General features: G+C 37.3%; 22 protein-coding genes. 15 read left to right on the top strand and 7 right to left on the bottom strand.

Annotated features, from left to right (window positions below; genetic code table 11):
• Positions 1 to 82: 82 nt before the first annotated feature.
• From RGU12_RS09505 to RGU12_RS09475, 7 genes are all read left to right on the top strand, one after another.
• The gene (locus tag RGU12_RS09505; RefSeq protein WP_116352653.1) at positions 83 to 415 is read left to right on the top strand and encodes a metal-sensitive transcriptional regulator; all 333 of its coding nucleotides are present in this window, start codon (positions 83 to 85) and stop codon (positions 413 to 415) included.
• Positions 416 to 487: 72 nt separating this feature from the next.
• Positions 488 to 694, top strand: a complete 207-nt coding sequence (gene copZ / locus RGU12_RS09500; RefSeq protein WP_309535857.1) for a copper chaperone CopZ — start codon at positions 488 to 490, stop codon at positions 692 to 694.
• A 73-nt stretch (positions 695 to 767) separates the two neighbouring features.
• Positions 768 to 3,203, top strand: a complete 2,436-nt coding sequence (locus RGU12_RS09495; RefSeq protein ID WP_309535856.1) for a heavy metal translocating P-type ATPase — start codon at positions 768 to 770, stop codon at positions 3,201 to 3,203.
• Positions 3,204 to 3,276: 73 nt separating this feature from the next.
• Positions 3,277 to 3,909 (top strand): nitrite reductase, encoded by a 633-nt coding sequence (locus RGU12_RS09490; protein WP_396232319.1) that lies wholly within the window; start codon positions 3,277 to 3,279, stop codon positions 3,907 to 3,909.
• Positions 3,910 to 3,940: 31 nt separating this feature from the next.
• Positions 3,941 to 4,501 carry a TVP38/TMEM64 family protein gene (locus RGU12_RS09485; RefSeq protein ID WP_309535855.1) on the top strand — a complete coding sequence of 187 codons (561 nt, stop codon included), beginning with the start codon at positions 3,941 to 3,943 and terminating at the stop codon, positions 4,499 to 4,501.
• A 159-nt stretch (positions 4,502 to 4,660) separates the two neighbouring features.
• Positions 4,661 to 5,191 carry a CueP family metal-binding protein gene (locus RGU12_RS09480; protein WP_309535854.1) on the top strand — a complete coding sequence of 177 codons (531 nt, stop codon included), beginning with the start codon at positions 4,661 to 4,663 and terminating at the stop codon, positions 5,189 to 5,191.
• Between the two features lie 241 nt (positions 5,192 to 5,432).
• Entirely contained in the window at positions 5,433 to 6,491 is a 1,059-nt protein-coding gene (locus RGU12_RS09475; protein WP_309535853.1) for an LLM class flavin-dependent oxidoreductase, read from the top strand.
• 76 nt (positions 6,492 to 6,567) lie between these two features.
• Here RGU12_RS09475 and RGU12_RS09470 read toward each other — a convergent pair whose 3' ends face one another.
• Complete coding sequence (locus tag RGU12_RS09470) at positions 6,568 to 6,927, bottom strand: Lin0512 family protein (protein ID WP_309535852.1); 360 nt, start codon at positions 6,925 to 6,927, stop codon at positions 6,568 to 6,570.
• A 325-nt stretch (positions 6,928 to 7,252) separates the two neighbouring features.
• On the opposite strand from RGU12_RS09470, the gene RGU12_RS09465 reads away from it, so the two are divergent.
• Positions 7,253 to 8,737 (top strand): PAS domain-containing sensor histidine kinase, encoded by a 1,485-nt coding sequence (locus tag RGU12_RS09465; protein WP_309535851.1) that lies wholly within the window; start codon positions 7,253 to 7,255, stop codon positions 8,735 to 8,737.
• A 90-nt stretch (positions 8,738 to 8,827) separates the two neighbouring features.
• Here the strand turns inward: RGU12_RS09465 and cuyB are convergent, their stop codons facing one another.
• A complete protein-coding gene (cuyB, locus tag RGU12_RS09460; RefSeq protein ID WP_309535850.1) occupies positions 8,828 to 9,508 on the bottom strand; it encodes a cysteate racemase in 681 nt (226 codons plus the stop codon).
• Between the two features lie 85 nt (positions 9,509 to 9,593).
• Positions 9,594 to 10,814, bottom strand: a complete 1,221-nt coding sequence (locus tag RGU12_RS09455; RefSeq protein ID WP_309535849.1) for a dicarboxylate/amino acid:cation symporter — start codon at positions 10,812 to 10,814, stop codon at positions 9,594 to 9,596.
• A 269-nt stretch (positions 10,815 to 11,083) separates the two neighbouring features.
• Between RGU12_RS09455 and RGU12_RS09450 the strand changes: the two genes are divergently transcribed.
• The 4 genes from RGU12_RS09450 to RGU12_RS09435 are packed head-to-tail and all read left to right on the top strand — an operon-like array spanning position 11,084 to position 14,443.
• Positions 11,084 to 11,740, top strand: coding sequence for a helix-turn-helix transcriptional regulator (locus RGU12_RS09450; RefSeq protein ID WP_309535848.1), 657 nt, complete (start codon positions 11,084 to 11,086; stop codon positions 11,738 to 11,740).
• A 55-nt stretch (positions 11,741 to 11,795) separates the two neighbouring features.
• Positions 11,796 to 12,173 carry a RidA family protein gene (locus RGU12_RS09445; protein ID WP_309535847.1) on the top strand — a complete coding sequence of 126 codons (378 nt, stop codon included), beginning with the start codon at positions 11,796 to 11,798 and terminating at the stop codon, positions 12,171 to 12,173.
• 17 nt (positions 12,174 to 12,190) lie between these two features.
• Positions 12,191 to 13,297, top strand: a complete 1,107-nt coding sequence (locus tag RGU12_RS09440) for a threonine synthase (RefSeq protein ID WP_309535846.1) — start codon at positions 12,191 to 12,193, stop codon at positions 13,295 to 13,297.
• 42 nt (positions 13,298 to 13,339) lie between these two features.
• A complete protein-coding gene (locus tag RGU12_RS09435) occupies positions 13,340 to 14,443 on the top strand; it encodes a D-TA family PLP-dependent enzyme (protein ID WP_309535845.1) in 1,104 nt (367 codons plus the stop codon).
• Positions 14,444 to 14,539: 96 nt separating this feature from the next.
• Here RGU12_RS09435 and RGU12_RS09430 read toward each other — a convergent pair whose 3' ends face one another.
• Positions 14,540 to 15,034 (bottom strand): shikimate kinase, encoded by a 495-nt coding sequence (locus RGU12_RS09430; protein WP_396232338.1) that lies wholly within the window; start codon positions 15,032 to 15,034, stop codon positions 14,540 to 14,542.
• 274 nt (positions 15,035 to 15,308) lie between these two features.
• Between RGU12_RS09430 and aroQ the strand changes: the two genes are divergently transcribed.
• Positions 15,309 to 15,752, top strand: coding sequence for a type II 3-dehydroquinate dehydratase (aroQ, locus tag RGU12_RS09425; protein WP_309535843.1), 444 nt, complete (start codon positions 15,309 to 15,311; stop codon positions 15,750 to 15,752).
• 95 nt (positions 15,753 to 15,847) lie between these two features.
• Here the strand turns inward: aroQ and RGU12_RS09420 are convergent, their stop codons facing one another.
• Both RGU12_RS09420 and RGU12_RS09415 read right to left on the bottom strand, forming a co-directional pair.
• Positions 15,848 to 16,576 (bottom strand): CAP domain-containing protein, encoded by a 729-nt coding sequence (locus RGU12_RS09420; RefSeq protein WP_309535842.1) that lies wholly within the window; start codon positions 16,574 to 16,576, stop codon positions 15,848 to 15,850.
• Positions 16,577 to 16,961: 385 nt separating this feature from the next.
• A complete protein-coding gene (locus RGU12_RS09415; protein WP_309535841.1) occupies positions 16,962 to 17,282 on the bottom strand; it encodes a hypothetical protein in 321 nt (106 codons plus the stop codon).
• A 150-nt stretch (positions 17,283 to 17,432) separates the two neighbouring features.
• Between RGU12_RS09415 and RGU12_RS09410 the strand changes: the two genes are divergently transcribed.
• Complete coding sequence (locus RGU12_RS09410) at positions 17,433 to 17,843, top strand: GNAT family N-acetyltransferase (protein WP_309535840.1); 411 nt, start codon at positions 17,433 to 17,435, stop codon at positions 17,841 to 17,843.
• Positions 17,844 to 17,856: 13 nt separating this feature from the next.
• Complete coding sequence (locus RGU12_RS09405) at positions 17,857 to 18,834, top strand: phosphotransferase (protein WP_309535839.1); 978 nt, start codon at positions 17,857 to 17,859, stop codon at positions 18,832 to 18,834.
• A 22-nt stretch (positions 18,835 to 18,856) separates the two neighbouring features.
• Here RGU12_RS09405 and RGU12_RS09400 read toward each other — a convergent pair whose 3' ends face one another.
• The gene (locus RGU12_RS09400) at positions 18,857 to 19,600 is read right to left on the bottom strand and encodes an SGNH/GDSL hydrolase family protein (RefSeq protein ID WP_309535838.1); all 744 of its coding nucleotides are present in this window, start codon (positions 19,598 to 19,600) and stop codon (positions 18,857 to 18,859) included.
• Between the last annotated feature and the right edge of the window lie 493 nt (positions 19,601 to 20,093).

Genomic DNA, 20,093 nt, shown 5'->3' with positions numbered 1-20,093 from the left:
ATTGTTGAAAAAAATTCCAACTTTTTATTTTACATACCTAACAGGGGTATGGTAAGATGAAATCAAGTTAGGAGGTTGTGCTATGGAAAATAAAGCTGAAGAAGTAGCATGTCACACAGAGTGTGAAACGTCCGGTCGTAAAAGCCATCATCCTGAGCGTGTCAAAAAGGATCTAACAAATCGCTTAAATCGTATCGAAGGTCAAATTCGAGGCATTAAGGGAATGATCGATAAGGATGTTTACTGTGATGACGTGATTACGCAGATTTCTGCAACACAATCCGCATTAAATAGCGTAGCTAAGATTCTTTTAGAAGGTCATTTAAAAGGATGTGTCGTAGACCGTCTTTCGGAGGGTGACAACGAGGTTTTAGATGAATTAGTTGTAACCATCCAAAAATTAATGAAAAAGTAAAATTTTTTTAGGTCGTATATACCCCAGTGGAGTATGGAACAATACATTAAACATTAAAAGGAGAGAAAAAATATGCAAAAAGTAACATTAAACGTACAAGGAATGTCATGTGGCCATTGTGTAAAGGCTGTAGAAGGTAGCGTTGGTAAATTAGAAGGTGTTGATCAAGTAAACGTAAAATTAGATGAAGCTTTAGTTGAAGTATCATTTAATGAATCACAAGTTTCTCTTGATACAATTAAAGAAACCATTGAAGACCAAGGATATGACGTAGAGTAAGAGTGCTTCCATAGCACTCTCTCATTTTCATAAAAATATACCCCTATAAGGTATGAGGGAGGTAAGACAGATCATGAGTACCGAAGCATCAGAAGCTAGTAAGTTGAAAGAAGCGAGTATTCAAATATCCGGTATGACTTGTGCTGCGTGTGCGACACGTATTGAAAAAGGGCTAAATAAAATGGAAGGTGTCGAGCAGGCATCCGTTAACTTAGCACTTGAAAAGTCAGCCATTAAATATGACCCATCAAAATTGAGTGAAGCAGATTTTGAAAAGAAAATTGAAGCATTAGGCTACGGTGTTGTGAAACAAAAAGCAGAGTTTGATATTACTGGAATGACCTGTGCAGCATGTGCAACGCGCATTGAAAAAGGGTTAAATCGGATGGATGGTATTGCAACAGCAAATGTCAATTTAGCTCTCGAAAAAGCAACGATTGAATTTAATCCTTCTGAAGTAGCGATTGCAGATATCATTGCGAAGGTTGAAAAATTGGGTTATGGGGCACACCAAAAGCAAGAGGATAAAGAACAGGTAGATTACCGCGAAAAATATATTAAAGATCAACAGCGAAAATTCATCTTTTCAGCCATTTTATCGTTACCACTTTTATGGACGATGGTCGGGCACTTTTCATTTACGTCGTTTTTATATGTCCCAGACTTCCTAATGAATCCTTGGATTCAACTGATCTTGGCAACACCGGTACAATTTATTATCGGGAAACAGTTTTATGTAGGGGCTTATAAAGCGCTTCGCAATGGAAGTGCAAACATGGATGTTCTCGTCGCCATGGGTACATCAGCAGCTTATTTTTATAGCGTATATCAAGCAATTGTTACAGCCGGAACACACCACATGCCACATCTATACTTTGAAACAAGTGCAGTGCTTATCACGCTCATTCTATTAGGAAAATTATTTGAAGCTAGAGCAAAAGGGCGTTCATCTGAAGCGATTAAAAAATTGATGGGGCTTCAGGCAAAAACAGCCATCGTCGTTCGCGATGGAGTTGAAAAAGAAGTTCCAATAGAGGAAGTTGTAATCGGCGACACCATTTTAGTGAAGCCAGGTGAAAAAATTCCGGTTGATGGTGAAGTTGTCGAAGGAACAACAGCTGTTGATGAATCCATGTTAACGGGCGAAAGTTTACCAGTTGATAAAACATCAGGTGACGTCTTATATGGCTCAACGATTAACAAAAATGGTTTCATTAAAATGAAAGCAACAAAAGTGGGTCGCGACACAGCATTGGCTCAAATCATTAAAGTAGTTGAGGATGCACAAGGTTCAAAAGCGCCGATCCAGCGTTTGGCGGACCAAATCTCGGGCATTTTTGTTCCGATTGTAGTGGGAATTGCCATCCTTACATTCTTAGTGTGGGTCATTTGGGTAAGCCCGGGAGAATTTACACCGGCACTTGAGGTGTTAATCGCCATCCTTGTGATTGCATGTCCATGTGCCCTTGGTTTAGCAACTCCAACCTCCATTATGGCCGGAAGCGGTCGTGCAGCAGAATTTGGGATTTTGTTTAAAGGTGGCGAGCATTTAGAACAAACCCAAGGTATTAATACAGTTGTAGTCGACAAAACTGGTACGGTAACACATGGTAAACCTGTTTTAACAGATGTATTAGTAGCAGATGCTCAAGATGAAGAGAAATTTTTATCACTGATCGGGGCAGCAGAAAAGCAATCTGAGCATCCACTCGCACAAGCGATTGTTGAAGGTATTCAAGAAAAAGGCATCGAACTTGGAAATGTTCAGTTCTTTGAAGCAATTCCAGGTCATGGTGTTATTGCAACGGTTTCAGGTCAAGGTATCGTTATTGGTACACGGAAGCTTATGCAACAATACGGAATTGATATACAAACGATTTTACCAGAGATGGAGAAATTGGAGACGAACGGAAAGACAGCGATGCTAGCTGGAATTAACGGACAGTACGCAGGGTTAGTTGCCGTAGCGGATACCATTAAAGAAACTTCTAAAGAAGCGATTCGTCGCTTACATGATATGGGCATTGAAGTCATTATGATGACGGGTGATAACGAACGAACAGCACAATCCATTGGAAAAGAGGTTGGTGTTGATTCAGTTATTGCTGAAGTACTACCTGAAGGTAAAGCAGAAGAAGTGAAAAAGCTACAACAGCAGGGTAAAAAAGTGGCGATGGTTGGTGATGGTATAAATGACGCACCAGCACTAGCAACTGCTGATATAGGGATGGCTATTGGAACAGGTACCGATGTTGCAATGGAAGCTGCCGACATTACACTGATTCGTGGTGACCTTAATAGCATTGCAGATGCGATCTTAATGAGTCGCAAAACAATGCGTAATATTAAGCAAAACTTATTCTGGGCATTCGCGTATAACACAATTGGGATTCCAATTGCTGCAGCAGGATTCCTTGCGCCGTGGGTAGCAGGTGCCGCGATGGCATTTAGTTCCGTGTCGGTTGTCTTAAACGCATTACGTTTACAACGAGTAAAGTTAAATAAATAAGGGACACACAGGACAGGTACCTTGACCCGTCTAGGACAATAAACTTGTCCCTTGAGTCCCGTGAGGTGTGAAAATGGTTGTGGAGCAAACAGAAAAGAAGGTTAAATTGGCCGTAAATGGTGGGATTTCATTCGGTGCCAAATTAAATGCCAAACAACTGGTTGTCATTGCTGAGTACATGAATGATGGTGATGAATTGGAGTTAACGACTTTCCAACAACTATACATTGAAGTACTTGAAAGAGAAGTTGAATTGGTTAAAGAAAAATTTGCGGAAGTCGGGTTAGCTTGTTATTCAGTAGGGAATTTTGTAAAAAGCTTAAGAACCTGTAACTTTTGTAAAGGCGCGGAAGAAGAAGGGATGCCTGTTGCTGTAGAACTCAATAAACGAATTGCAGGAAAACAAGTTCCTTTTACACTTCGTCCAGCTTACACCGGATGTCCGGTTGGATGTGGGGAACCGTTAGTAAATGATATTGGCGTCATGAAGGTAAAAGACGGATATGATTTATATATTGGTGGAAAAGCGAAAGGAAAAGATGCTCGAACAGGTACTTTATTGATGGAGCAGCTAACACCAGAACAACTTTATGAGGTTGTTGAAAAAATAATTACAATCTATGCTGAACAGGGCAAGAAAAGGGAACAATTTGCTAAGTTTATAACCAGGTACGGTTTAGAAAATATAAAAGAATTAGTTATATAAATTTTTGGGCACATGTTCACGGAGGAAGAGTATGCAAGATTGGCTAGTGGAGGTTCTAGTTAACTATAAAGAGATTGCCGTTGTAATCAGTTTGCTGGTTAATATTCTGATCAGTATTATTGGTGTCATTCCCAGTGTTTTTATTACAGCTGCAAACTTACTAGTCTTTGGTTTTTGGAAGGGAACCTTCCTGTCTTTCCTTGGAGAATCAATAGGTGCAATTCTCTCTTTTTGGTTATACCGAAAGGGTTTTAAAAGGGTAGTGGGGAAAAAGCTGAATAAATATCCACTTGTATCTAGACTTTTGAACATTAAGGGGAAAGATGCCTTTTTTCTCATTCTTTCTTTGCGATTATTACCGTTTATTCCATCTGGTTTAGTCACCTTTGCCTCGGCAGTAGGGACAGTTAGTCTAATCGTATTTCTATTTGCAAGTTCAATCGGAAAGATACCAGCCATGCTTATAGAAGCATATTCAGTGGACCAAGTAACCAATTGGACAACAGAAGGAAAACTCATCCTATCAATCCTTTCTATAGTAGGGCTAATCTACGTCATTAGCAATATCAGTAAAAATCAAAAGGAAAAATAGAATAGAAATCTATTGCACAAGTTTCTCCATAATTTATTGTTACACTTATTAAGTATTCATACGAAAGTTAGAAATTGAATAAGTAGAGTGGGGTAAATAGAACACCCATTTAATAGGATTAGAAATGTCGCCTGCATTTAAAAAGGAGTGGGACATAGAATGAAAAAAGGGTTAATAGGAATAGCTGGATTATTGCTAATCCTTCTATTAGCGGCTTGTAACAATAGCATTTCAAACGAGAAGGAAGCAACAGAGGTAAAAGATATAAAAGAATTAGTCCACGATTATAGTATTGGAAGTTTTGAAGATGTGTCAGCTTCAATTACATCGCATGAACTGATTATAACGGATAGTAATAAAAAGGAAACGGCATATGACCTTCCTGAGGATGAATTTATTGTTTCGATTGCACCATTTGTAAAAGAAACACACGAATGTGCCATTCATAGTTTAACAGGATGTCAGGGTGAATTAGTAGAAAAAGAATTTGATGTTCATATTGAAGACGAGGTAGGTAATGTAATTGTTGATGAAACGATGACATCCTTCGAAAATGGATTTATTGATTTATGGTTACCACGGGATAAAACGTACCAAGTAAAAATCGAATATGATGGAAAAACAGCAGAATCCCAAATTTCCACATTTAAAGGCGACAATACTTGTATTACAACCATGCAGTTAATGTAATGGGGGAAGAAATAGTTACTTCGCGAAGGAATCAAACGTTAAAAATGATATTTTAAGTAAAAACTGATAAAAATAAGGGTTGTTCTCAAGATCACTAAATTGACTTTTGAGCAGCCCTTTTTATGTGGATTAGTTACAAACGTCTTTTCCAAAGGGTCAGGGGAATTTACTTACTTGACATAAATTTATTATAAAAATATACTTACTTACATAAAGTAACTAAGAAAAGGTGGTAACCTTTATGAATAATAAGAAGAGTGGATTTGAAATTGGGATATACACACTTGCAGATATTGGTCCGGACCCTCTTACAGGAAAGACAATAACCGCAAAAGAAAGAATAAAAGAAATGATTCAAGCCGCAAAGCTTGCCGACGAAGCAGGGCTAGATGTATTTGGGGTAGGAGAACATCATCGTCTGGATTATGCTTCTTCATCTCCTGCAGTTCTACTAGCAGCGATTGCACAAGCAACAAAACAGATTCGATTAACAAGTACAACAAGTGTTTTAAGTACGCTTGATCCTGTTCGCCTGTTTGAAGATTTTGCCACATTAGACTTACTTTCGGATGGCCGTGCCGAAATACTAGCTGGAAGAGGAGCTTTTATCGAATCATTTCCTTTGTTTGGTTATAGTACAAATGATTATGATGAATTGTTTGAAGAGCATATGGATCTTCTCTTGCAATTGACCGAACATGAAAGGGTTACATGGTCAGGAAAATTCCGTTCTTCTTTAAGTAATGCTCAAATTGCACCAAGACCGGTACAGGAAAAATTACCTGTTTGGATTGGAGTTGGAGGGACACCTGAGAGTGCCGTTCGTGCTGGAACATTTGGGGTAGGAATGGCTTTAGCTATTTTGGGTGGTCATCCAAGACGTTTTAAGCCACTTATTGATCTTTATCGTCAAGCGGGAGTAGAGGCTGGACATGCACCTCAAAGCTTGAAGGTTGGTGTAACCGGTCATGCCTATCTAGCTGAAACAACGCAACAAGCAAAAGATGAGTTTTACCCTTACTACTCGAATTACTGGGAATATGTGAACCGTCAGCGCGGAATGGGGACAAGGATGTCAAGGGCTGACTTTGAGCATATGGCTAGTCCGGATACTGCTTTGTTCGTGGGAAGTACACAGCAGGTCGTCGAAAAAATTCTTCAACAATACGAACTCTTTGGACACCAGCGTTTCCTTGCACAGTTAGATATAGGAGGTCAACCATTTAAAAACGTTGCAAAAGGAATTGAATTATTAGCAACAGAGGTTGCTCCAATTGTTCGAAGAGAAACAAGTAAATAAATTAGGAGAATTTTTAGAGCTTAAGTGGGACACGGGCATGTGTCCCACAACCTTTGGATAATAAACTTCCTCCCTTTTAGTATCCAACCTCAACAGATGCTACAACGATGTACATTAAATCATTTTGATCGCCTTTTTCTTCAAGGATGATTCCACTTGTTGTTAGCATACCTCCGTCCATAACCTCTACAGAGACTTTACCGAATGGTATCGCTCCTTTAACCGCATTGATATCCAGCTGTTCTTTATCACAAGGGACCGCTAGTTTCACATTCACTACCATATTGTCTAAGCTATTTCCTGGTAGAACCGAGCGAATTCCAGGCATTGAATTAAAATGGATCGCATTCTTTACAGCGCGAATGGCTGCTTTCGTAATATTTTGACCGTGAACATCAATCCCCATGCCGGTTTCAATAAACATCAATTTTTCCATCAGATAGACACCTCGTTATTAAATGATATTACTATTTTACCTTAAAATAGGGTTTTTGATATGTTTTAAACCTGTTAAAGTGCATGTGTATAAAATCTCCATCAAAATAGCACTTTTAAACAACCAAACTAATGAAAATAATTAAATTTAATCCTAAAAAATAGTATAATAGTAACAAAATTAGTTAAATGGTCAAAAAATTTCGAGTATTTAGATGTCAAGTGCCTACTACTAAAATTGTTGAAAAAGGTTCCTGATTTAAATTATTTCTTTTCGACTTTCTCGAAAAAAATTTTTCTACTTTCATTGAAAGGAAATTCGTCTTATGAAACAATATACGATTACAGAAAAAGCCAAAGATATCAGCCTACTAGATGAAGAATTATGCTCTGATGAATTAGTGAGTATTGATCGAAAGGAATTAAATGAAACAATTCGTTTGCATCAGGGCATGATTTTCAAATTCAAAGAAATAGCTGGGCAATTTATCCATACTTTATGTGATGGTGAGTTAGTATATCGTTTTGGTCTTACGCCAAGTCATGTAGTAGGAAAACAGTTAATAGGCTTTCTTCCGGAACAGATTACAAAAAGAAAGCACTTATTATATGAAAGAGCATGGAATGGGGAAGACCACGTTACCTATGAAGCAGAATTAAATGGAATTCATTATTTTGCTGCGTTACGGCCAGTTATACGAAATGGGGAAGTTATTGAGGTAATTGGTTCATGTATGGATATTACCGACAGAAAGAAGGTCGAAAAGGCTTTACTTGAAAGTGAAAATAAATACCGTTTGATTGCTGAAAACATGACCGATTTAATCATTTTATTTGATAGACAAGGAAAGTGTATTTATGCATCACCTTCTCATGAAACTGTATTAGGCTATCCACCTGAATATTTTTTGAGCCAAAATACATTGCATCTTATTCATCCAAATGACATTTCACTCATCATCAATGGGTTTGAAGAGGTAAATAATACGAAGATTCCTTTAAGGGTCGAGTTTCGCCTTTTACACGCTGAACATGGTTGGAAATTATTTGATTGTACGGCTACCCCTGTATTGGATGACGACGGTGAAGTTGAGCATATTATGGTCGTAGCAAAAGATATTACTGAGAAAAGAAGAGCGGAAGAACTTTTATGGAAGTCTGAGAAGTTATCATTAGTTGGGGAGTTAGCAGCGGGTGTTGCACATGAAATACGGAATCCCCTTACTTCAATAAAAGGGTTCATTCAGCTATTTCAGCAAGGAGTAAGGAACGAAGAATATTTTGATGTGGTTCTTTCAGAGTTTAATCGAATTGAAGATATCATAAAGGAGTTTCTTTCCCTTGCAAAGCCGCAGGAAATTCAGCTTAAGTCAGTAAGTATTCCCTCTCTGTTAAAAGAGATTGACACCTTGATGAAACCTGAAGCCTATCTAAAAAATGTTGAAATCATTATTGATTGTGATGTGAGTATTCCTCTTGTAATGTGTGATGCGAATCAAATCAAACAAGTCTTATTGAATCTTTGTAAAAATAGCATTGAAGCTACCGACGGATACAAAAGAGGATTACTAAAAATCTCTGCTCATATAGAGGATAAAAATCAATTATGCATTCAGGTAATTGATAACGGGATAGGGATAAGCGAAGAACGCCTCAAAAGACTAGGGGAACCTTTCTATAGTAATAAAGAAAAGGGAACTGGTTTAGGACTTATGCTATGTTTTCGAATAATAAAAGAGCACAAAGGAACTATAACCTTCGATAGCAAAGAAAACCTAGGAACAACAGTAAAAATTAGATTACCAGTTTAAAAGGTAGGGGAGGGTGTAAAATCTAAAATGAGGCACCTGCCCCCTTTAATTAAAGGGATTAGGTACCTTTTTTCTTACGAAAACATGTTACTATTCATAACACATATCTACAATTTTTTTCGCAACTATTTCTGTGGGATCAATCACTTTAAACCCATCTACTTCACTTAAAACAAGTGGAATTTCAGTACATGCCGCGATAATTGCCTCTGCTCCTTGAGCGATCACTGTTTTTGAGGCTTGTAGCAATAACTTCTTTCCTTTTTCGAGATTCCCACTTTTTACTGCATAAATTCCCTCCATAACATCTTCTTGTGTCATTTTGTCAGGCTCTACAACAACAATTCCTCGTTCGTGAAGAGACTCTTGGTATAGATTCGTAGACAATGTGCCATCAGTGGCTAACAAAGCTATTGTTTTTAAGCCTACTTTGTCTATAAATCTGACAGTTTCTTTTGGCATATTCAGAAGCGGGATCTTGACCGAAGCTTGGATTTCATCGAAATAATAATGAGCAGTATTACAGGCTATCGCAATCCAATCTGCTCCAGCCGTTTCTAATCTTTTTGCAGATTCGATCATAAAAGGAAGAGGGTTCATTCCTTTTCCTAATATCGCCGAAGTACGGTCCGGTATTTGTGGGTAATTATCAACAATCATATGAATATGAGCTTGGTCATTCTGGGCAGGTGTTAATCGAATGATTTTTGTCATCAAATCGACTGTTGCAAGTGGTCCCATTCCACCCATTATACCTAGTGTTTTAGTCATGTTATACTCCGCCTTATAAAAACAGGTTGTTGAAGATTTACTTTCAAATCTCCAACAACCGTTTTATTTTTTTTACCAGAGAGGTTTATACGCTTACTTCATTCGATAATTTTAATTCTCGTTTCTCTTCTATAGCATTCACTACAACTGCTGCAGAAGCATCGCCTGTGACGTTTACAGATGTACGAATCATATCCAAGATTCTATCGATACCAGCAATAAGAGCAATACCTTCTACTGGAAGTCCGACTGAAGTAACGACCATCGTAAGCATAATCAATCCAGCTCCTGGTACACCTGCTGTACCAATGGAAGCAAGAGTTGCCGTTAATACGATGGTTAACTGTTGTGCAAAAGAAAGATCATATCCAAAAAATTGTGCAATGAATAAAACACATACACCCTGATATAATGCGGTTCCATCCATATTGATGGTAGCACCCAACGGAAGGACGAAACTACTTACTTTTCTAGAAACTCCAAGGTTCTCTTCAGAATTTTTAATGGTTATTGGCAAAGTTCCTGAGCTACTTGTTGTGCTGAATGCTACCAAGCTAGCAGGTGCAATTCCTTTGAAAAATTTCAGTGGATTCATCTTTGCGAAAACCTTGACGGAGACTGAATATGTTAATACAGCGTGAAGTATACATCCGAGATAGACGACTAATATTACCTTTAAAAGTGGTAGAAGTACAGAAACACCGTATTCTCCAACAGTAGGTGCGATTAAACCGAAGACCCCGATTGGTGCAAGCTTCATCACAATGGCAGTTATTTTATACATGATTTCAGCAAGTTCATCAAAGAAATTATAAACTGTCTTTGCCTTATCGCCTAAAATCGTAATACCTAGTCCGAGGAAGATGGCAAAGAAGATGATTTGCAACATATCCCCATTTACTAATGAAGCAATTGGATTTGTAGGAATGATATTTAATAGGGTATCAATTACTCCTGGGGCCTCTGCTGGATCTGCCTTTTCCGTAGTGGCGACAATATCCAAGCCTTTCCCTGGTGAGAAGATATTTGCAAGAATTAATCCGATGGTTACAGCAAAAGCTGTAGTTAATAAATAATAGAAAAATGTAATTCCGCCCATTCGTCCAATCTTTTTAATATCCCCCGTACCTGCAACACCCACAACAAGGGAAGCTAGAACTAAAGGAACGATAATGAACTTAATCATACGTAAAAATAAATCACCAAGAGGTTTAACAACCTCAACACTAGGTCCAACGATAGCCCCAACAATAATAGCAAGAATAAATGCAATTAAAATCTGTGAAAGCAAACCAATTTTTTTCATAAGAACCTCCTTTTAAATTATTCGGGAAAAGACATATCTTTCCCATAACATAGAAATTTGTAAAGATTCAGAAAGATAGAGGCAAAAAAATATAAAAATTTATAAATTTCTTAATCTTTTTATATATAAATTAACAGAAATAGTCAATAGCCTTTTGTGAAATAAATGAAAAACTAGGGTATAAAGGATTCGTTCTATAAAAAGTTATTGATTATATATAAAATATTATATATATTTTAATTAAATCTACTATGGAGAGGAATCTTTTAATGAATTCGATACATGAACAATACATTCCAGTTGCAGAGGTGATTGCCAAGACATTTGGGCACGATTGCGAAGTTGTTTTGCATGATTTAACCGTTCCCCAGAGCTCTGTTGTATACACTGTCAACAATCATGTAACTGGAAGGCAAGTGGGACAAAGTTTTAACCATCTCATTACAGATGTGTTGCTCTCTCAAAACTTTACGAATGATTATTCAGCAAATTACTATTTTCATACTGATGATGGTAGATTAATAAAATCTTCTACCCTATTAATTAGGAATCCTGACAAAAAAGTGATTGGTGCACTATGTATAAACATTGATACGACTAGAATTACAGAAAATATTAATTGGCTAAGTAGCTTCATACCTCAGAATCCTGATTTGCCTCTAAATCCAAACTATCAGCAAGATCGAACGAATGAAACTGAGCATATACAAGAAATTGCTCATGATTTAATTGATAAAATTATTGGCACTAAGCCGGTAGAAAAGCTAAGGCGTGATGAAAAGGTGGAGATGGTTCGATTCATGGAGCAAAAAGGAATCTTCTTAATTCGTGGAACGATCGACAGAGTTGCGGAGAAGTTAAATATCTCAAAAGTTACAGTTTACAGCTATATAGAGGAAATTAAAGAAAAAAATAATAAAGGATAGATTGGCCCTTTCCACTTATTTATATAAAAAATTCTAAGCCCAAGGAGGTATTCGTATGAAATTTATTTCAATTAAGGGTGCAAAGCCTAACCCTGGTCATTATTCCGCTGCAACACAAAAAGGCAATTTCCTCTTTATTTCAGGACAGCTTCCGGTTGATCCTTTTACTGGTAAAGGGTCAAGTGGTGATATTACTGCTGAAACAAACCAAGTGTTGTCAAACTTAGACCATGTTCTAGAAGCTGCAGGTGCAAAGAAAGAAGATATCATGAAGGTCACCATTTATATTTCAGATATTTCATTATGGGATACTGTCAATTCTATATATAAGCAGTACTTTGGTGACCACAAGCCAGCACGGGCTGTTGTTCCTACTAATCAACTACACTATGGATATTCAATTGAGCTTGAGGCCGTTGCCTATATTGATTAAGAAAAGGAAGAGTGAAGATGAACTATATTTGTAAAGAATGTCATTCAACATATCCGTTGGAAAGTAATAAATGGAAATGTGATTGTGGAGGTCTACTAAACCTTGAATATGAGAAAAAGGCAGTTGATTTTACTGAAACAGCCACTTCTCGAAATCACTCTCTTTGGAAATATATCGATGCACTCCCCTTTGAAAAGGAAGATGTATGGCAGGAGATTACGCTTGGAGAAGGGGATACCCCACTAATCAAAATAGCTGATCATGTCTACGCAAAGGCTGACTATTATATGCCTACGCTATCATTCAAAGATCGTGGTGCTGTTCTTCTCATTGCCATGGCGAAAAAAATGGGCATTAAGAGGGTTGTTGCAGATAGTAGCGGTAATGCTGGTACAGCCATTGCAGCCTATGGAGCAAGGGCAGGAATCCAATGTGATATTTTCGTTCCTGAATCTACTTCAAGTAAAAAAATAGCACAGATTGAAGCACATGGTGCGGTCATTCACAAGGTTCCTGGAACGAGAGAAGATACAGCGAACGCAGCGATTGCCATGGTTGAAGGCACAGATTCATTTTACGCAAGTCATATTTATAACCCGATTTTTTGGGAAGGTACAAAAACGTATGTGTATGAAGTATTTGAACAAATGAATCACAAAATGCCTGATGCGTTCATTATTCCGGTAGGAAATGGAACCTTGTTAATGGGAGCGTATATTGCTTTCCAAGAGTTAGTGGCAAATGGGCAAATTGAAAAAATGCCTAGAATCCTTGCCGTCCAGGCAGAAGCTTGTGCTCCAATAATGAAAGCCTTTGCGGAAGGTAGCGATACGGTTGAACCAATTAAACATTCAGGGACCTTGGCTGAGGGCATTGCCATTGCTGCACCGGCAAGGGGAACAGAAATCCTACAAGCAATACGTGCAACAGAAGGAGATATAATCGGTGTGTCCGAGGAAAGTATCATAGAAGCAAGAAAGCAGCTTGCATTAAAAGGAATTTATGTTGAAATCACTTCCGCGGCTAATTACGCTGGCTACCTACACTATATTGAGAAATACCCTGAATTAAAAGACCAACAAATCGTTTTTCCTTTATGTGGAGCAGGTCTTAAAAGTAACTAGACTTTAAAATTGAGAGAATCGATTTTTTAAGGAGAGATAATGATGAAAAAGAATCAATTAGATACGCCATCCTTACTTATTGACCGTGAAATCATGATGGATAACATTGAACGAATGCAATCCTACGCTAATAAATATGGTGTTACCCTTCGTCCGCATACAAAGACGCATAAAATGCCTGCTCTTGCGAAACTACAAGTAGATGCAGGTGCCAAAGGAATTACCGTTGCAAAGGTTGGCGAAGCAGAGGTCATGGCTGAAAATGGATTAAACGATATTTTTATTGCAAATGAAATCGTCGGTGAGGTCAAACTAAATCGCATAAAGAAGCTTGCAGAAACCATTGATATTTCCTTTGGCGTGGACAGTATTGAACAATGTGAAACGATAGAAAAGGTGTTCAGTGACAGCCAAAAACCAGCGCAAGTTCTGATTGAAATTGAAGTGGGGGAAAACCGCTCTGGAGTAATTGAAGAAAGCGATTATATTAAGTTAGTAGAGTATATTAAAAATTGCTCCCATGTGCATTTAAAAGGAATCTTTTCGCATGATGGCCACACATACAAAGCAAAAGACCTAGAGGAATGTCGCGAGCTTTACAACGCAGCGCAAAAACGCACTCTTCATTTTGCAAAAGTAGCGCAAGAATTAGGCTGTACATTGGAAACGGTAAGCATTGGTTCTACACCACCGCTCATGCATGATTTTGGCGTCATGGAAGGAATTACCGAACTTCGTATCGGAACGTATATCCTCATGGATGTCTCACAAGGAAATGCAATTGGTACATATGATAGATGTGCAGCGAGTGTCCTAACAACTGTCATCAGCAAACCAACAAATGAACGAGTCATTACTGATGTTGGGGCAAAAGGAATTACGATGCAGTCACGGAGTCAAGGAATATGTGCTACTACAGGTTTAGGCTATATTAGAAACTACGGTGTTCATATTGACCAAGTGTATGATGAACATGCGATTATTTATAATGAGGAATTTAGAAATCAAGTTGCAATTGGTGAAAAGGTTGAAGTTATTCCAAATCATATTTGTCCAGTCTGCAACCTCTATGATCACGCCTATTTAGTTTCTGGAGATGAGGTAGTAGAAGAAATTCCGATCTTATGTAGAGGGAAACTGCAGTAAAGAAATAAAGTTAGGGGAGATAGCTTAAACCATTGCTGTTATTCCTGGGAATAGGGGGAAAGAGGGTGAGCCTGATGGGGCTCCCCTCTTTCCGTTTTAATCGTATAATTCCCAAGCTAACTTTAATGATTCGATAATATAATCTGCAATCTCCTCAACATCATGGTTGTCAGTATTTAATTTGGAATGGTGTAATGAATAGATATCTTGTCTTTCTATAAAAAGTTTCTCAATTTCTTCTAAAGAGCGGCCTTGTAAAACTGGTCGACTATCAATTAAGATATCTATTCTTTCCTTCCAAGAATCCCAGGAAACGTCTAAGTAAAAGACAATACAGTTTTTTAAACAAATATCTCTGATCTCCTTTTGTAAAAAGGCACCACCACCGAGAGAAATAATTTTTAACTTTTGCGTGCAATAGTTAGAAATAACTTCTTTTTCCTTTTCTCGAAAAGCCTTTTCTCCAATTTGCTTAAAAATTTGTGATGTTGGCATGTTGAATTCTTTTTCAATCACTTGATCAATATCTACAAAACTTCTAAATAATTTTTTTGCAACAAGTTTACCAATCGTTGTTTTTCCAACGCCCATAAAACCGATGAAAACGATACTCTTTTCTCTTAATGAAATGTTTTGATTAGTCACTTCGGCACTTCCTATTGTAAGTTTGATATACTTTAATGGTTTATTTTAATAAATACTATCATATGTCTTTTACTTTTCAAAAAGAAATATTTCCGTTCAAACATGAAATAATAGAATGAACATAGATAATTCTTTTATTATTTGCCTGAAAATTCTAATACAAGTTATACTTAAATGGTATACAAGAACTCTAAATTTAAAGGTTAGGGGAAGAAAAAAAGTGAAAAAAATTCTTATGCTACATGGAATTAATCATAACATGTTCGGAAAAAGAAACCCTGTTCAATATGGTACGGTGACGTTAGAGGAAATTGATGCAGGACTTAACGAATTAGCTAACGAACTTGGGGTCGAGATTGAAAGCTTTCAGACTAATCATGAAGGTGAGATGTGCGAAAGAATCCACAGGGCTTATTTTGAAAAAAAAGACGCTGTGATCATAAATGCAGGAGCATGGACTCATTATAGTTACGGATTGAGGGATGCACTAGAGATTCTCGAAGTACCAATCATTGAAATCCATATGTCGAATATTCATGCTCGAGAAGAATTCAGGCATCATTCTGTTTTTGCCGAAATTGCAAAAGGTCAAATTTGTGGATTTGGTATCGACAGCTACTATCTTGGTTTACGTGCGGCTGTATCAATGATTAAAGATAAATAAGTAGTGTTTAATAGAACTGAATGAAAACCAAAAACGGCACTCAACGATTCTTCGCTGAGTGCCATTTTAATTAAAGTATTCAATGTGTAATGGACTTATTTGCCAATGAACATCTGTGTCCAATAGTTACCCTCTACATGACCTACGCCAATGTGAGTAAAGTTTGAGCTTAAAATGTTCTTACGATGTCCTTCACTATTCATCCAAGCATTGACAACCTCTTGTGGTGAACGTTGCCCCTTCGCAATATTTTCACCAGCTGCACGGTATTGAATACCAAATTGTTTCATCATATCAAATGGAGATCCGTAGGTTGGGCTAGTATGAGAAAAATAGCCATTCTTCTTCATATCAGAAGATTTTGTTCTTGCCACCTCACTTAATTTCAAATCAATTTTGAGGGGCTGTAGGCCGTTTTTTGCACGTTCTTTATTTGTTAATGTAACAACTTCTTGCTCAAACTGGCTTAATGAATAAGTAGCTTGATTTGTTGTTTCCTTTGTTTGATCTACAGGTTGTTGTTGCACAGGCTGCTGAACAACAGGCCTTTCCTGAACAGGCTCTTCTGCCTTTTGTTCTGTTGGCTCCTTAGCTAGTTGCGTAGGTTGCTCTACTTTTGGCTGAGTTTGTCCGTATTGAGAATAATATTTTTTTAGTAAGTTTTGAATGAGGTCATTCCAATTCGTAGAGTTGTTAACAGATACGACGTAACGGCCTTCATAAACATTTTTATTGGAGCCATCTATTTGTTCCGCAGAACTTGCTAATGGTCCAGTAACCAATAACGCACCTGCTACTGCTAAAGATAGTACTGTTTTCTTCATATTTAGTCCTCCTTGTTGTGTGCCAAGTTACAACAACATCATAGCATGTGATTTTTGTAATATTAGAGGAGGACTTTTCCTTCTGTAACAATCCTACTATTTTAACAGCAATTAAGAGTTGAAAATAAATAGATTTGATGAAATGAGTTTGTTGTTCTTTTTTGTCAATATAGGAAAAAACTAATCGGATATACCTATTGACAGGATTGAAGCCGATGATGTTTTATGACGTATATTACTGAAAAATGACGAATATGACTTTTTGGGACAAGGGGACAGGTACGGCGTCCCACCAGTGTTGGGTACAGGAAAACGAGCTTGTCCTTAAAGGTAAGAAGCAGTAGTCAGCTTAACACAATCTACTGCTTCTATGAATGTTTTGTTACTAGTTAGATGAATCTTCTGAGAATTTGTCAGAGAACTTGTCTGAGAATTTATCAGAGAATTTGTCAGAACCAGATTGTTGAGAAAGCGTCGTTAGGCTTTCTGAAAATCCGGTTGAAAAAGCTTGTGCAAAGGATTCAGCAATGACTGGTGCAAGCACATTTAATTGCGCTAATGCTGGATTATTTTTTTCTGTTGCTGCTGCTTTTTTAATGCCTTCTGCAAAGGAATTTGAAAAAGCTTCAGCAAATGCTGTTACAAAGGAAGAAACGGAAGCTTCAACCAAGTTTTTAACTTGTTCTCTATTAATTTTTTTCTCCACAATATTCCCTCCCTTCAAATGTATTACTCTATCTTACGTTGCCTTTCAATGACTGTACACGCCATTTACCATACTGCAAAAGCACATTTTTTTAACAAAAAGCTTTTCCATTCATATAGTGAAAACAAAAATAGAATAGGAGGGAAAAGTGTGAAAGTTCGTACTCGTATAGCTGAAAAGGATGATTCACGTATCATTGCGATGGGTTCTGATATTTTTGGGGTTGATGCCGGGTTGATGGAAAAAAGGTTGAACCTTGCGGAGGAAGTGTTACTCGTTTGTGATGATCAGGATAAAATAGTAGGCTTTTTAAGCTATCGCTTAAAAGAAAAAAATGAGTTTTTCATAGATATGGTGGCTATCGACCCATTCTATCAAGGTAGAGGGATCGCACAGTCTTTTTTGCCAACCTTACTTGATTATGCGAAAGACAAAGGGGCTATATCAATTGGAGGAATGGTTTATAAAAAGAATGAGCGTGTGTTGAAATTATTCAAGTATTGGGGTTTTCGCATCAAGAGATATTATGTTGATACCGTCTATATAGAAAAGGTCATCTAGCAGGAGGGAAGTCATGAATATTGATTTTTCCAAGATGCTCAAGGAGCACTATAATCTATCTTTAAGAAGCTATGAAATCATACGTAACACAAAACGTTCATTAGTGATAAAGTGCAGGACCAATCAAGGTCTTTTCCTTTTGAAACAAGTATTTATGAGTTTTGAGAGGCTACAATTTCTTTTGCAAGCAACGGAGTATGTAAGGGGAGCAGGCGTCCTAATTCCCAAAACAATTAAAACGATACATCGAAACGATTATGTTACTTGGGAAGGAAACATCTATTATCTTCAAGAATGGATACCGTCGATTTCAACACCAGTCGTTTCAGTAGAAGACTTGGTGGGGCTATCAAAACAAATTGGAAGGGTTCACAAGTTGACGTTAAACAATCGTTCTTCCAACGCCCACCTTTTCTTTAAGGAAATCAACTGGGAACATAATATGAAGCGAGCTCTTTTACTTCTAGAATGGTTGCGTTTGGTGAAACCTAACAGGGAGGAGATTGATTTCTTTTTAGATGCTGGGAACTGGGTTGTAAGTGAATTGGACAAATCAGCCTTGTTTCCGTTTTTGAAGAACCTTCCTCTAGGAGAACAATTTTTGTGCCATAATGACCTTCACATGGGTAATCTATTAAAAAGTGAATCGGGGCTCTTTATCATTGATTGGGATTTAGCAAAATATGATATTCCAGCTAAGGATCTGAATGGATTAATCAAAATAATGGGGATGGTAACAGGGAATTGGGACAACACGGTTTTCGAATCCATTCTAGAAGCATATATCCATGAAAATCCAATAAGCGATCAACTGGTATCACTTATTATTTTGTATCTCACATTTCCACATAATGCCTTAACGCTTCTACTAAAAGATGTTACTCAAACCGAATCCCCACAGCAAATTAAATCATTACTCCAATTTGAAAAAGAAAAAACAGAATACTTGTTAAAGAGACAAGGGGACAGGTACCGTGTCCCACCCATTTAAAATGGGACAGTGAACCTGTCCCTTAAAATATGGCACTCATTAATTTTTCCGCAATTAATCGATATTTTTCTTTTTTAAAATGAATTCCGTCATAAAGATTCCCATGGATTGAAATGTCCCCACCATTTACATATTGGATCTTTTCTTCTTGGGCTAAGGATTTAATCGCCGTTATGTAGTACACTTGTGTTTTCTTTCCGTTATTTTTGTTGTTCGTTATGGTTGTTGGGGAGATGACGACCACTTCAATTCCATTTTCTTTGAGCTTTTGCAGTATTTGTCGGTTGTTTTCTTTATAGTGATCAACAGGGACGGGGAGTGCATGTGGGCTATATTTCATATGACCTCTTGCATCATTTATGCCGAACATAGAGATGACTAAGTCTGGATGATAGCTAAGAACTTCTTCTTCAAGATTTTCGAGAGCTTGAATAGAGGTCCAGCCAGGATGCCCTTTATTGATCACGTTTATTTTATTATAGCCGTACTTTTTCCTGAGCTGTTTTTCTAGAACTTTTGGATATGGATGTTGAACCTGACTTACTATGCCTCTTGTATCTCGATCATAACCCCATGTAATGGAATCACCATAGGCCACAATAGTTACAGGTCGTTTATGATTAAGCTTTTCGATAATTGTATACTTGTGTTCTGAAATGGATACTGGTCTAGCAGCTTTGCCTTTTTGTTGAATGGTTAGCAGCACAAATACACATAAGAGTGCAGATATAAAATAAAACAGATAAACTTTTGAGGGATTTTTCATATGAATCTCCTTCTCATTTAGGACAGGTTCCTCTTTCTAAATGGCGGATGATAGCTCTCCATTATTACTATTTTAACAAATACAAGAGATTTGCCCCATAAGGGAATATGTATTTCAGAATAATTCTCTTTATATTATGTGGATTTTTTGATATAAAATTAGACAACATAGATAATTTAGGAAGTGAACATCATGGAAAAAAGAAATCAAGTATTACGTGCATTTCTTACGGCTTTTCCTTCATTTCAGTGGCAGTCGTTTCCATGCTCCATTTTTGGAAAAAAATATGCTCCTCTCCACTGCAGAGGAACAATCGTATATATGATTTTGGTTCAAATGATTTTTTAGGGACGCGGACAGGTAACGCGTCCTATTTTTTAAAAGTTAATAAAACCTGAGACAATGAACCTGTCCCTCTCTCCCATTGACTAATGAAACAATATAAATTATTATTAGTGCATGATTATTTACTTAAAAGCATAAAAGCTTTAAA

It is taken from the genome of Ferdinandcohnia sp. QZ13 (assembly GCF_031324165.1).
In the GTDB taxonomy this organism is placed as follows: Bacteria; Bacillota; Bacilli; order Bacillales; family Bacillaceae_L; genus Ferdinandcohnia.
This window is presented reverse-complemented; position numbering and strand designations above follow the sequence as displayed.